Raw genomic sequence first — 14,191 nt, 5'->3', positions numbered from 1 at the left:
ATTACGCTCTATAAGAAATTACGCTTTAGCAACTACACAAGAATGTTTATACAATAGTATACTTTATTATCTTCGCTCATTTTGAAAAGCAGAAGTTAAAAAATCTTTGGCAATATTTCGTTCATTTAATAGTACTTTTTGAGATTTACTGTAGTCAATATCCAATGCATTTTTTAATTCAATATTCTCTCTCTTTCTGTTTTCCAATTCAAATTTTTTTAACAATGTATTTAATCTCGAATTCATTTTCTCCGCTCTATCTTCTCTATCATATACAATAAACGGCACTTGAAAATTGATAGAAAAAGCACTTCCATGAAAAGAATCTGTGCATATTAAATCAGCATGAGCCAACATATATAAAAATTCTCTCGGTCCAACAGACTGAAACTCATTTGAATCATCAGTATTTAAATAAACAATACCTAAATTATGTATTTGGGATATTGAATCAAGTTCTTTTTTGCGCTGGGCTGAGATATTGCCCAAAAAATAACACAATATATATTTTTCAGGAAGACCCTTGGGCTTTTTCATAATTTTAGACCACTCTTCTTTATCAATCAACATTGTTGGATCCAACAAAACTGTTGCCTCACGGCCTGTCAATTCTTTAATTAAATCAGCTCCCTCATGCTCCCTAACAGAAATATTTTTAAATCCGCGTACACCTTTAACAAATTCATCAATGTATTGATCGCTAATCTTTGATATTCCAATACTAGCAGCAAAAGAAATTCTCTTATTTTCAGGAGCAAACCCAAGAAAAGTATATGAAAGATGTCTATTATTACAAGAAAAAGTAGGATTCCAAATCTGATCACTTCCACAAACAAAAAAATCATATTTCTCAACTAGTTTAACAGGCACATTTCCTTTAATTGGTTTTGTATACCGAAGATATTTTCTTCCAAAACTATCAAATCGAAGTTCTTTTAACCTCTTCTTGTAATCGCCCTTTTTTAAAATAACATATACATAATTCTTAATCTTATGAGCAAAAGAGCACCAATATTCTGCTCCTTCAACATTATATAATGTTTCGCTGTTACTGATTCCAATCTCCTCAAGGAACTTTAAAACAGCAAAATTTTGTAATTGATTTCCATAGTTTGGACCATTGTTTGTAATTGTAACAATCCCAATTCTCACTATAATAACTCCTCTTCCTATTGGTAAAAATATAATTTTTATTATCAATCTGAAAACAACCTTTTAATTTTCCTCTTAACTCTCACAATAAACTTATCCTTACCGTATTTATCCAAAACATATTCTAATCCTTTACATTCATAATCATCCCAGAATACCTTTCTATTTTGAGGACATTCTGTTGGATGACACAAGTTTGGTTGCAAGCAACTTTTTATATCACTATCCCACACATCAAAAACTTTTTTAGTTTTTTCGAACAGCTCTTTTCCTCTCAAAGTATGTATCAAAATTAAAGAACAGCCTTTTTCGCTGTGAAATTCCGGATTTACTTTTTCTATCCCCCAATAGTCACCAATAGTTATATCAGTGTTACGTTCTAAATTGGTATACGGACAATGATAGCAGGCTGGCCTTAATACGCAGTGTTCATAATAAATCTTAATATAATCCTTTAACATAATCTCTTTATTCTGACCAATTTTAACTGCTGCTGTTGGACGATTCCATCCATTTCTCTTGTCTTTAAATGTTACGTAGGTAATCTCACCTTTATATCTTCTTTCCAAATATGTACAATACTGTGTCCAAAATTGAGGGCTAGGAGCTCCATGACATATAATATCAACAAAATATACTTTATTCAAATAATTCTTATCAATATTTTCTATAAATTCTCTAAAACCTGCTGTTTGACACCCTGTTCCAATAAAAAGTAAATCTTTGTCAGGGTTATTTATGATCCAACCATATGCATCTAAAAAAATGTCTCCTATATAGCTCTGCACATAAATAGATCCTCTCGCTAAATCTCTTTGTTTCTTTTCAGAAGCAATCACAAACTTAGGTATTTTCACTTTGTAATCAAACATACTACAGGCAATAGCTCCACCTTGTTCCAATATGATATCGGATAATCCTGTAAAAGCTGCACCAGATGAGCTATTAACTAAAATATTTTTTTCTTTATGCTTAACTGCATATACTAGAGTATCTTCTGAATGTGGTATATGTTCCTTTTTAAAATTACAAGTATTAATACACTTATTGCATTTGACGCATACTTCTTCATCTATGACAGGATAATAAAATCCTTCTCCATCTATTTTCATAGAGATTGCCTTTTTAGGGCAAATACTATAACATGCGAAACACCCACAACATTTTGCATTATCAGAACTTAAATCAGGAATCGAATATTTCGGTGATTTACTCAAAAAATCATTCATATCTTATTCTCCTGCTACAAATATATAATAAGATGTCTATATTAATAAACTTGTACAAATTTATATAATTTAAACAATCGTCGATATGCTTTATTTTTCAATAAAAATAAGCTCACTAAATAAACAGGAGCTAATTTTCTTAATTCTAAAAATTGGACATAACGTACTTCTTTTATAGCGTTATTTATATCAGAAGTACTACATAACTCTGCAAAATCAGATATCTTTTTGTCCATATCCATATTGTTTTGATTGTGCAAGTAGTATTTAGAAATGCATGCTAATGCTCGTTGTACAATAAACTTTTTTACTGAATATTGAATACTTCTTTCCTGACATATAGCCCACTTGCTATATAATTCGGCAAGATTTTTCGTGTTGGCTACTCTTTTATTATTAAACCCTCTGCTTGCTGAATTATCATTGCTATTATAGAAATATGTTTTTTGAAAACTTACTTCTACACTACTACAATAGTCGTAGCAATTTAGCAGAAAAAAGATATCTTCTCCCAATGTCAGGTCTGAAGAGAATAAAAGCCTATTTTCTATCAAAAAATTTTTCCTGTATAATTTTCCCCAGCAGGTCCAAAGCAAAAAAGCATCGTTTAAATGTTTATCTTTTTTTAGATACCTTGAATCCAGCGTTAACAACTTCATTTCATAGGCCTTTTTAGTAATAGCCTTTTTCCTTTCTTCACAGGTTAATTTATTGGTATCATAACCAGTTATAATTATATCCGTATTATTGTTTGAAATTAAATCAACCAAAACGTCAATTGCATTATCCATTAACATATCATCTGCGTCAATAAAATAGATCCAATCACCACTCGCCAATTCAATTCCTTTATTTCTAGCTGATGATACTCCACCATTATCTTTTCTATAGTATTGAATCCATGGATACTTTAAGGAATAGGATTTACAAATTTCACTTGACTTATCAATTGAGCCATCATCTATTAAGATAAGTTCTATCGAATGATTTTTTCTATTATTAATTATTTTTTCGATATTGTCTATTATGACTTCTTCTGCATTATAGACTGGAATTACAAATGATATGCTGCTTTGCTTTTCCATCGTTGATCTCCTTTTTCTTTTGCACTTCTATAGATTTTTTTACCTTAATTATTAACATTCCAGCTAACACGAACCAAGCAAATTGATGAAAATAATATAATACATTTCCTGTAATACCATAGATTAAAGTCATAGAAACTATATAAAACGCAAAATAGCTATACCGCAACATTTTTTGAGTACAATACTTTTCCCTTTTCTTTATATCCCATAATTGCTTATATATCACAATAACCATAATAGCGAACAGAATAATTCCAATCAAACCTATCTCAGCCAACATTTCGTAATATATGCTATGCGCATAGTAGTTCCATATACCTCCAGCAATTTTATACCCCGAATCAGCAAAATAGGAATTAAAAGAATTTATTCCCCAGCCGGTCAGCGGCTTCGTTCTATACATCATCTTACAGAAGTTCCAAAATATAGCTCGTCCGCTTATTGTTGTATCACCTCTGCCCTCAATAATCCTTTCTATAATTATAGAAACAGAAGGTATAGTATATAAGGCAACCAAAAAGGCCATTGCCCCCATGGAGACTATTGAGAAAATTTTAATAAATTTATTTTTAACACCGGAGAGCAAAGTTAAAGAGCAAATCATAACGATTGGTATTACCAATAACATTCTTTTTCCGGTCAGAGCCATTGCAAGAATATACATTATTAGTATTACATCATTCTTTATGTTTTTTAATGAAAAGTTTGAATACGCCATCATATCTGAAACTTTTAAAGCAAATCCTATATTAAGCAAAAAAGCAGCCTCCGCTTTTTCTCCAGCCAATCCAGAATATTGTCCTGCTGCTATTTCTGACGCTGTGACGCTTGGGGTAAAGATCCAAAACCGGAATAAATCAATAGCCAGATTATGATAGAAAGCTGAAAGTAAAATTGAAATTGCTACAACGAAACAATACATAGAACTGATTTTCAAAAATCCATCAATTATACCGTCCGAATACTCAAAACATATTAGACCTATAAGACAAGTATACATAATTGCCGAATGGATAGCCAATGATTTATCATATGCATATATAACACTTATAATAATCCAAATAAGGAAAAATACCATACTATACTTAATAGCATTATTAGTAGATAGCTTAACTTTTTTCATGCTTGCAAAAACAATTGTTAAAGCAAAAAGCAGTTCAATTTTCAAATCTCTTCCCTTAATAAGAATTGTTTGTCCACTCAAAAGGATAGTTGCCAATAATATTATTATTGCAAAGTGTACAATATTTATTTTTATGTTTCGTTTTATTTTTATTTTCATATATGATATTCCTTCCTATTTATAAGCCACATCTCATATTTATTAATGGCATATTGCCCAAATAAAGCATTACGATTTGCATTGGCTTACAATACTATTCAAGTAATCTATAGATCCCTTCCTAAGATTTTGAATTGTTCTGTTTACATAATCATAATCAATCTTACTTAACGTTTTTTGCTTTTCACCGTTACTTAGTAACCTGTCTTGTAATTTGCAAATATTTAAAATATCAATCAATCTAGAATTGTCGTGATTCGGATTACTATTCTTTATTGTCACAAATTCCTTATTAAATATTATCGAAAAAGCTGTGCCATGAAACGAATTCGTAACAACAAAATTGGCATTTAAAATGTATCCCAAAAATTCAGTTGGAGATACAGTAACAACATTTTTTCTGTTTTTAACAGTAAACAAATTATCTAGAGTACAAAATACTAGCTGCAATCCTGTGGCTTTTTGCAACTGTTGAGCATAATCAACAACTTCCTCCGGCATTGATAACGAATACACGAAAATATAATTATTTATACCTACAGGCTGTGCTACTTTTAACCATTCTTCTTTTGATAGCAAAAATGTTGGATCTACACTTTGAACGATGTCTTTTGCTTTATCCTCATTTAAAGTATTCTGTAATATCTGAATTGAAGATTCTTCTCTTACAGATATCTTTGAAAAATCCTCCAATAAGTTTTTAATATGCTGACTTCCCAAAAAGTTGTAATCTACTACTCCTAAACAAGCTGCATAAGAATACTTCTTCTCTTTTTCTGTTACAAAATCCAAAAAATATGTTTCGTCTTTGCCTGTACACAAAGGTGCCCAAACTTGATCACTGCCGACTATAAACAGGTCATATTCCTTATTTGCTTCACCAATATTCTCTCTAGTATAGCTCCTTTTTGAACCATCTAACAAATATCTATCAGTAAATTGCGTAAAAATATGATTGCGCTTGCGCTGAACATGCCATGTGAGCAAATTTTTAAGTGTCGTTTTAACACTATTTCCATGACGATATATTTTATTATAAAAACTCTCTATTTCTGTACAACGGTAATCTAAAATGTCACATTTTATTCCGTATTCCTCAATAGTGTGTTTTAATGCATATGCTTGCAAACATGCGCCATAATTTATTGCACGATGAAAAGTTAGAATCGCAATTTTTTTCATCCCTTATCCTCTCTATGTTTAATTATTTTTCTCCTTTAAATATGTTCAAAATAAATGACAATACCCCGTAAAAATCTTGCATTAATAAGAATTTTCTTATCGAATCTGCCTTTCCTGAATAGGAAATATCTAAAATTGTTTTATATACTTTACTTTCAACCAAACCTCTCTTTATTTCACGCTTTGTTACACTCACATTTTTCAAATTTTGAATATCCCTTGTTATAATATGTAATAATAGTATTTCGTTTTCTTTTTTATAGGTATCATCAAGTTTGCTAGATTTAATATATGTACCTATTTTGCTATATACCTTTAATTGCTGTGCAAAAAAATTAGTGTTCACCCTAGAACAAGCACTTTCATCATTTTTTCGATAATAATAAAAAGGCAAATCAAAGTATGTAAAACTACAAATATGGTCTAGATAGTCTAAGAAAAAGCAAATATCCTCTCCCATAAACATATCCTCAGGAAAACGCAAATCATGCTCTAAGATAATATGAGACAAGAATATTTTTTTCCATGGCTCATTTAACTTCTGCCTAACAGTTAACATATTCAATTCATCTAAATCGCTATGCTTTCCTTCTTTTATTTCATATGATTTTAATAGATAACCATCTTTATCATTTCCCTCGAAATAAGGAAAAACAAACAAGTCTGTTTGCTCGCTGCTTTTTAACATTTCAATACATTTTTTCAAAGCAATTGAATCTACCTTATCATCGCTATCTACAAAGCAAGTATATGTACCGTGTATATGTTGCAGTGCTAGATTCCTGGCGCTGCTCACACCTCCATTTTCCTTAGACAAAACAATAAAATTACTTGCTTCTTTTGCATATTCCTTTGCGATACTTAAAGACGAATCGGATGACCCATCATCTACCAAGATTACTTCAACGTCTTTATCAATAGCAGCAATCAGCGAATCTAAACAACTCGGCAGAAACTTTTCAACATTGTACATTGGTATAACAATGCTTAATAGGGTTTTAGCTGTTCCCATAGATTATCCTCGCTTTTTGGCTATTACTTTTGCTCCTACAAGTGCTAAAAAATGCATACGCATCTTTAACAATATGAGATATAATTTTGCCGATTTTGGTAGTCCCTTTAACTTTATTCCGTCTAATACTCTTGTCTGTTTAATCTTTTTCCTTATATGAATCGTGGATTCTAATATTTTTCTTCCACATTTCACTTCATGAAAAACCGCCATAATCAGCCAGTATGCCTTAAAAGCATTAATTTGCTCATCTACAATTGGGCTTTTTCCACCTAGATTTTTTTCGATATAGTTTGTAAGAAGTTGATTGTTTTCAAAGCGTTCTGCATCATAATTACTTGTCATGGATCCACTATTTAATTGATTATAATAATACAACATATCATTACAGAACACTACCGAATTCGCAACAAATAAGCATTCAAATATAAAAGCATTATCTTCGCCCATTTTTATGCGTTCTTCTTTACAATAATGTTCCTTCAATAGCTCTCTTTTAAAAACTTTATTCCAGGCAACTGGGAAAATTAATCCTGTACAAAACGGCTTACGGTTATCATACATCATATAAGGATATATATATTCATTTAATTTATTTTTATCATAATAACCCTCTTCGATTTCAGATGAATTAGACAATTTTGTTTGATAATCCTCAAATTGTCTGACAGCATTAAATACAACCATGTCAGGGTGATATGGCTCAATTGCTTTTTGCCATACTGTTTGTAGAAGCTTCTCCGAAACCCAGTCATCACCGTCCACATAACAAATATACTCTCCTGTGGCAGCTAAAACACCAGCATTTCTTGCGCTTACAAGTCCACCATTTTTCTTATGAATAACCTTCACTCGATTATCTTTTTGTGCATATTCATCACAAATCTTAGGGCAATTATCTGTGGAACCATCATCCACAAGTATTAATTCAAAATCTTTAAACGTTTGATTTAATATACTATCTACACACTTATGCAAATATTTCTCAACCTTATATATAGGGACAATAACAGAAAAAACTGTAGCCACTTTTTACATCCTTTCACTAATTACTTTTTCAACTGTTCTGCAATATCTGCATCTACGATCTCTTCACCTGTCTTATTTTTGAGCTGTTCCCTAGATGCTTCACTCAAACCGTCATTAACGACACAATTTAAGTCACAAGTTGAGCATTTATCAAGCTGCTCTTTCGTTACTTTTCCATCTCTATAGTCCCTAACAATTTTATTCTCATACATGCTATATTTCTTTTTTGTCCAAAACTTTGCCTTGTGCCTAATTACCCACCACATCGGGACCCAGATATATTTATGCATAGCAGGAGACACAGATCCAATCATCCAACACTGACGATCACATTTACGAACCTTATTTCTGACAGCTTCCGCCTGCGGACTGTTCCAAAGTTCATCCCAACTCTGTGTATTTAAATTACCCATAACTTCTTTATCCTTTGTTCCATTACAAGGCATAACATCTCCATAGGGATCAATGAAAAAAGTGTCAAATGCCATATCACAAGGGAGAAGACGCTTTTGTCCATAAATATAGTTGATTAATCCATGGTTGAAGTAAGCACGAAACCATTTTTTTGGGCTCTTAGAAGCAAGCAGCTCATTGACCAAATCTTCAAAGTTTTTTGCAACCATAGGGCGATCATGAATAATGTTCTTATTTTCCACAAAGTAGAAACTATTATGTAAAGTAGCTGTTGCAAATTCCATGCCCATCTCATTTGACAGTTCATATAGAGGAACCAAATCCGGAGCATTTTTATCCTGAACAGTCATACCAAATCCAACATCTTTCATTCCCATTTCACGGAGCTTTTTCAACGTTGTATAACCGCGATTAAAGCCATCTTGCAAACCACGGATTTCATTGTTTGTCTGTTCCAATCCTTCGATGGAAATACGAATACCCACCTGAGGGAATTCTTTACAAAGATCTATAATACGGTCGGTAAAGAAACCATTTGTAGAAATAACTATACGTTCACTTTTCTTATACAGCTCTCGTACAATGTCCTTCAGATCCGTGCGGATAAACGGCTCTCCACCTGTAATATTAGTAAAGTACATTTTAGGCAGCTTTTTAATTGTATCTAGAGAAATTTCCTCCTCTGGTTTAGATGGGGCCTTGTAACGATTGCACATTGAACAACGTGCATTACAACGATATGTAACAATAACAGTTCCATTTAACTTTTTTTCCGACATAATTATTCTCCTTAACTTACAACTTGATATTTTACTTATTAATCAAACGAATAATTTGCATTACCTATGAGACTTTTCTCAATTTTACTTCTAGTATATTGACTATGTGTAAACATATAAAAATACCTCCTGGCGAAATTTAATTTCAGCTAGGTACTCTTATTAGATTATTTTCCATAGTATAATTCTAGAGTTCGATCAACTACAGCATTCCAATTATATTTACTACAAATAAAGTCTGCAACTCCTGTTTTATACTTTAATACCATATTCTTATCATCACATACTTCTTGTAGTTTATCTCTCAAGTTAGCCACATCTGCCTTCTTAAAGATAATTGCCTTATTTTCGACAACATCAGTGATTTCCGGAATGCTAGAACCTATAACAGCATTTCCAAAAGACATTGCTTCCAGCAGACTTAATGGCATTCCCTCTAAGTTTGAAGGAAGTACATATACATAAGCATTGCTAAATAACTCTTCAAATAAATTACCCGATACAAAGCCAGTAAAAATTATATTAGGATTTCCTGCTGCCATGTGTTTTAACTTCTTAACATAGTCATCTGTATCACTGGTATCCCCAGCAATAACTAACTTCTTATCAGTTTTTACTTGCTGATATGCTTCAATTAGATAATGAATTCCTTTTTCTTCTGTTAACCTAGACAATGCACATATATACTCATCTTTATGGAGCCCAAACTTCTCTGTAATTAACTGAGCTTCCCGTATTTGTGGGCGACTTACTCCATTAGGAATAAGTACGGTTTCTCTCCTGTAAGTATCCATGAAATACTGTTGTACGCTTTTGCTTAGTACAATGACTTCATCTGCGAATTTTGCGGCAACCTTTTCACCAAATTTTATATATTTTGAACCAAAGCCACCTTTCCACTTTTCTCGTTTCCAATCGATTCCATGGATAGTACAAACGCATTTTTTCCCAAAGAGTTTAGGGATCCACAAAGCCGCACATGGACCTTCGGCATGAAAATGAACAACATCATATTTTTTAAAGGAAGCACAAATAGCCGCAGAGAATGAGGATGTCATCGCCGCCAATCCCTTTTTATTAACTGTGAAAACCTTCTTAAGTTTCACACCTTTATACATATTATTTTTAACTGTTCCGGCATATTCGTTTTCAGCTTCCCCACCTGAACGATTATAGCAAGTAACATCATGTCCCTTCTCTACCATTATGGGACACATGGTTGTCAAAACAAGCTCGATCCCTCCTCGTCGAGAAGGAACCGCCTTATGCCCAATCATTGCAATTTTTAATTTTTCCTTTTTTATTTTTTCTTTCATAACTCAATCCTTTAAGTATAATTGATAATTTATATATTAAATCACAATTTGTGCGATAGCGCTCTTAACTTAGTTATTTAACGACATCAAGCCTGTCAGTGGATACCTTTTCTCATCCGTCAACAGGCTTAATCTCATCTTTCCTCATATAGAAAATTTTATCATCGCCAATATCAACAACTGTTAATAATTTATTATTTGCATTCCAATGCGGTTGTAACTTTGATGTAAATGCTATCTAATCATTACAATCCGGAACCTTCTTAACAACTTCCAAAGCTACGGTCACCAATCTGACATCTCCCATTATCTCTATCTCGATTAGTGCCTCTCTCTTATGTCTATTCACCTTTCTAACAATACTTTCCATGCCTTTTAACGGTCCATCAAATATATGTATTTTATCTCCTTCAATAATTCCATAAGATACCTCAATACAATGGTCGTTATTGCACAAGCTAAGTAACCTCAGCTTTTCCGATTCTTTCATAGCAACTTCTGTATCTGAGTATTTTAATAGACTTATAATATCTCCAGACTTATTAATCAAATAATTAGTTTCTTCTAAAAAATCTTGTCCAGGTAAGATAGACTCAATAAACACATATCCGGGAAACAAAGGCCTTATTTCTTTTCTTACAGTTCCCGATCTTCTGAACAATATTTCTTGTAATGGAATAAATGGTATAGATATATCGGTATCTAATTCTTTCCTTAAACATTGCTCTACTTTTCTCTCCTTACCGGACTTTACAAAAAGTACATACCAATACATAAGTCTATCCTCTCAGTGCTATATTTCAATATACATAGCTTCGCCCATTCACTTATAAGTAAAATAAGCTACAATAACTCTCACTGTATATTCCCCATTGACAGATAACGTGCCCCCCCAACGATTACCCACCAATAAGTGCCTCAAAAAACACCCCTATATATTAAGAATCCAATACAATAACATGGTTTATACAAACAGTATATCTCTATAAATCACTCATACTTGTAGCTGTAATAACCTGTTCTTTCAGTATCCAATTTCGTAAGAACTGCACCTACAAATCTTGCCTTTACACTTTCAAGTGATTTAGTAGCCCTTTTTGCCATTTCAATTCTTGTTTGGCCGCTTGCCAATACAAGCATGACCCCATCTGTAATTCCGGCAACAATTGCCGCATCGGTAACCTGTCCGACTGGAGGAGTATCAATGATAATGATATCATATTCCTCCTTCATTTTTTCCAATAATTTTTTCATTCTGTTCGAGTTAAGCATTTCCGCAGGATTCGGCGGAATCGGACCGCTTGTAATAATATACAGGTTTGAAATATCGCTTTTTTCTGTTGGTTTAACTTTTATGTCTTCCTTTGAATCAGTAAGGATATTAGTTAAGCCTTCTTTGTTCTTCACACCAAAATAATGGTGTACCTTCGGCTTTCTTAAGTCAGCATCTATAACAAGAACCTTCTTACCGGAACGCGCAAGAGTAACTGCGAGATTTACAGCAGTAACCGTTTTTCCATCTCCAAGAGTTGGACTTGTTACTACTATAGTTTTGATTTCCCTGTCTACACTTGAATAATACAAATTTGTACGAAGCTCTCTGAATGCCTCCGCAGAAGTAGCCTTCGGATTATTATGTACAATAAGATTCTTAAGATATTGTTCTTGAAGCTCCTTCTCATCCTTAGCTTTTTTCTTTCCTCTTTTGCCGCCTTCAAATTCCGGTATTGTACCGATAACATTAATCCCGAGCGTTCTTTCAACCTCTTCCGGCTTTTTAAATGTATGGTCAATTAATTCAAGAAGGAATATCAATCCAACTCCCAGCACCAAACCAAACAATCCCGCTGCGCCCACATTCATTTTCTTATTGGGCTTTATGGGGTTCTCCGGTATTTTTGCTGTATCTATAACCTTAATATTCTTTACTTGTATAATCTCATCTGCCATCTTTTGAATAACTGATGCCAGCTCATTTACCACATCTGCCGCACGTTTTGGGTCAGTGTCCTCATAGCTTATACTAAAAAGTCTCGAATCTTTTACTGTTTTAACATTTACATTATTCTGAAATTCGCTTATACCAACGCCAAACTTTTGATTAATAATCTCTGCCACGCGTCTAGATTGAAGTATTTCTCTGTAGTCCACAACAAGCTGATTATTCACCTGTATATCTGCAAAGCTCAAAGAAACCTGGTCCTTCTCTTTACCAAGAAACAGCGTAGTTTCAGCTTTATAGATTGGCTTTATATAGAACTGAGTAACAACAAAGGCTGAGCCTGCTGCAAGAACAAAACATAATACAATAAGATACCACTTCTTGAGAAGAAGATATACCATCTCGCGTATATCAATTTCTAAGATATCATCCTTTTCCATATTCTTATGACCCCTTTTCGTACATCCTTAGCTTAATTATTATAGATATGATAAGCAATATACCCCTAACATTACCATTTTACATAGTACGCATTTTATTGTCAATATAGTATCCTTACAAATTTTTCATATATTGCAACTTAATTAGTTATTATCCCATGGATATAAACATTTGAATCTGCTGATTTAGCATTCTTTACGTTGGCTACCTCAATTCTTAATTTATGCAGCCCCAATCCTATATTATCACTTATCAGTACATGTCTTAAAGCTTCATTAGGCGCATAACAATCATAGGTCTGAATCAACTTGTCATTTAAATAAATATCAACAGTTCCGCAATCAGGGCCTCCCAGCAATGTTACCCCCAACACACGGCTATTATTTACCTCATATGTGATAGAGTCGTTACTGCGATTACTTTTCATAAAAATCTTATCACAGGCCAACACACTGTTATAAAAACCGCGAATTGTTAGAAATTCTGTAGTAATTTTTCCATTAGTAAATGCATTACTTTCTTCAAACAGCAAAGGCTTTTCTTCTTCAAAACCGGGCTCTCTTTTATTATCAATATTTGACTTAATCAAGTCGAATACTGCATCGGTATATATTTCGTAACCTTGCTCACTTGGGTTTGCACCATCTTCTGTCAGAACATCAATTGCCATTCGTGAGTCTATAAAGGCTTTAATAGTATCAACATATGTTATTTCGTAATAATCGGATATTTTCTTTAATGTATCTATGTACGCTTCACTCTTTATGCTGTTCTCTATGATTGTTATTATTTCTGTATTGGATTTTGCTCTTTTTATATTTCTGATTAAGCCTTCCATAATTGTTCCAAAAACTGTTTGATTGAAATTCAACTCTTTTTCATCACTTGATCCAAAGCACAGAAAAACGAGATCATATTCTTTAGGTTCGCTGTCTGCAATATAGTCTATCCATCCTCCAAATGCAGTCCCTCCAGGTGTTGTAATAATTTTAAAGGTGGAATTGGCTCCATACTCTTCTTTTATTTTTTTCCCCAATCGGTTATACCACTTTTTTTCCTCATCTGCTTCCAAACCACCTTGGGCAATGCCGTTCCCGATAATTAACACTTTGATTTCCTTATTATTCATGAGCTTTGTATATACATTCCTGGATTGAGCTTTTTCAAGCTCCGTTTCCTGTACTGCTTCAACTTCAAATTGATTATTTAGTTCTACTTGGTCTATTTCACTCCTCCCGTCGAGATATCTCCCGGACACAAGTATAACTGCAGTCACAACTAAGATAGAACTAAATAAATAAATAGCATTTTTCCACATAATGTCA

At 32.9% G+C, this 14,191-nt stretch carries 12 protein-coding genes; all 12 read right to left on the bottom strand.

Annotated features, from left to right (window positions below; translation table 11 throughout):
- Positions 1 to 66: 66 nt before the first annotated feature.
- Complete coding sequence (locus EFD62_RS10920; RefSeq protein ID WP_128706109.1) at positions 67 to 1,200, bottom strand: polysaccharide pyruvyl transferase family protein; 1,134 nt, start codon at positions 1,198 to 1,200, stop codon at positions 67 to 69.
- On the bottom strand, positions 1,197 to 2,381 hold the full coding sequence (locus EFD62_RS10915) for a Coenzyme F420 hydrogenase/dehydrogenase, beta subunit C-terminal domain (RefSeq protein WP_128706108.1): 1,185 nt from the start codon (positions 2,379 to 2,381) through the stop codon (positions 1,197 to 1,199). The genes EFD62_RS10920 and EFD62_RS10915 overlap by 4 nt, the downstream gene beginning before the upstream one ends.
- A 41-nt stretch (positions 2,382 to 2,422) precedes the next feature.
- Positions 2,423 to 3,466, bottom strand: a complete 1,044-nt coding sequence (locus tag EFD62_RS10910) for a glycosyltransferase family 2 protein (RefSeq protein ID WP_128706107.1) — start codon at positions 3,464 to 3,466, stop codon at positions 2,423 to 2,425.
- On the bottom strand, positions 3,423 to 4,751 hold the full coding sequence (locus tag EFD62_RS10905) for an O-antigen ligase family protein (RefSeq protein WP_128706106.1): 1,329 nt from the start codon (positions 4,749 to 4,751) through the stop codon (positions 3,423 to 3,425). The genes EFD62_RS10910 and EFD62_RS10905 overlap by 44 nt, the downstream gene beginning before the upstream one ends.
- A 69-nt stretch (positions 4,752 to 4,820) precedes the next feature.
- Positions 4,821 to 5,933 (bottom strand): polysaccharide pyruvyl transferase family protein, encoded by a 1,113-nt coding sequence (locus EFD62_RS10900; RefSeq protein ID WP_128706105.1) that lies wholly within the window; start codon positions 5,931 to 5,933, stop codon positions 4,821 to 4,823.
- Positions 5,934 to 5,955: 22 nt separating this feature from the next.
- The gene (locus tag EFD62_RS10895) at positions 5,956 to 6,945 is read right to left on the bottom strand and encodes a glycosyltransferase (RefSeq protein ID WP_128706104.1); all 990 of its coding nucleotides are present in this window, start codon (positions 6,943 to 6,945) and stop codon (positions 5,956 to 5,958) included.
- Positions 6,946 to 6,948: 3 nt separating this feature from the next.
- On the bottom strand, positions 6,949 to 7,974 hold the full coding sequence (locus EFD62_RS10890) for a glycosyltransferase family 2 protein (RefSeq protein ID WP_128706103.1): 1,026 nt from the start codon (positions 7,972 to 7,974) through the stop codon (positions 6,949 to 6,951).
- A 20-nt stretch (positions 7,975 to 7,994) separates the two neighbouring features.
- A complete protein-coding gene (locus EFD62_RS10885) occupies positions 7,995 to 9,167 on the bottom strand; it encodes a radical SAM protein (RefSeq protein WP_128706102.1) in 1,173 nt (390 codons plus the stop codon).
- A 167-nt stretch (positions 9,168 to 9,334) separates the two neighbouring features.
- Positions 9,335 to 10,483 carry a glycosyltransferase family 4 protein gene (locus EFD62_RS10880; protein ID WP_128706101.1) on the bottom strand — a complete coding sequence of 383 codons (1,149 nt, stop codon included), beginning with the start codon at positions 10,481 to 10,483 and terminating at the stop codon, positions 9,335 to 9,337.
- Positions 10,484 to 10,721: 238 nt separating this feature from the next.
- Complete coding sequence (loaP, locus tag EFD62_RS10875) at positions 10,722 to 11,258, bottom strand: antiterminator LoaP (protein WP_128706100.1); 537 nt, start codon at positions 11,256 to 11,258, stop codon at positions 10,722 to 10,724.
- Between the two features lie 215 nt (positions 11,259 to 11,473).
- The gene (locus EFD62_RS10870; protein WP_069193172.1) at positions 11,474 to 12,865 is read right to left on the bottom strand and encodes a polysaccharide biosynthesis tyrosine autokinase; all 1,392 of its coding nucleotides are present in this window, start codon (positions 12,863 to 12,865) and stop codon (positions 11,474 to 11,476) included.
- Between the two features lie 140 nt (positions 12,866 to 13,005).
- Positions 13,006 to 14,184 carry an SGNH/GDSL hydrolase family protein gene (locus EFD62_RS10865; RefSeq protein WP_128706138.1) on the bottom strand — a complete coding sequence of 393 codons (1,179 nt, stop codon included), beginning with the start codon at positions 14,182 to 14,184 and terminating at the stop codon, positions 13,006 to 13,008.
- Positions 14,185 to 14,191 lie beyond the last annotated feature (7 nt).

This window comes from Acetivibrio mesophilus (genome assembly GCF_004102745.1).
GTDB lineage: Bacteria > Bacillota > Clostridia > Acetivibrionales > Acetivibrionaceae > Hungateiclostridium > Hungateiclostridium mesophilum.
This window is presented reverse-complemented; position numbering and strand designations above follow the sequence as displayed.

Bases quoted from the DNA above. Each gene is read 5' to 3' on its own strand.
- EFD62_RS10870 (WP_069193172.1), bottom strand. From the start codon at position 12,865: ATGGAAAAGGATGATATCTTAGAAATTGATATACGCGAGATGGTATAT.
- EFD62_RS10885 (WP_128706102.1), bottom strand. From the start codon at position 9,167: ATGTCGGAAAAAAAGTTAAATGGAACTGTTATTGTTACATATCGTTGT.
- loaP (WP_128706100.1), bottom strand. From the start codon at position 11,258: ATGTATTGGTATGTACTTTTTGTAAAGTCCGGTAAGGAGAGAAAAGTA.
- EFD62_RS10865 (WP_128706138.1), bottom strand. From the start codon at position 14,184: ATGTGGAAAAATGCTATTTATTTATTTAGTTCTATCTTAGTTGTGACT.
- EFD62_RS10880 (WP_128706101.1), bottom strand. From the start codon at position 10,483: ATGAAAGAAAAAATAAAAAAGGAAAAATTAAAAATTGCAATGATTGGG.
- EFD62_RS10910 (WP_128706107.1), bottom strand. From the start codon at position 3,466: ATGGAAAAGCAAAGCAGCATATCATTTGTAATTCCAGTCTATAATGCA.
- EFD62_RS10915 (WP_128706108.1), bottom strand. From the start codon at position 2,381: ATGAATGATTTTTTGAGTAAATCACCGAAATATTCGATTCCTGATTTA.
- EFD62_RS10900 (WP_128706105.1), bottom strand. From the start codon at position 5,933: ATGAAAAAAATTGCGATTCTAACTTTTCATCGTGCAATAAATTATGGC.
- EFD62_RS10905 (WP_128706106.1), bottom strand. From the start codon at position 4,751: ATGAAAATAAAAATAAAACGAAACATAAAAATAAATATTGTACACTTT.
- EFD62_RS10895 (WP_128706104.1), bottom strand. From the start codon at position 6,945: ATGGGAACAGCTAAAACCCTATTAAGCATTGTTATACCAATGTACAAT.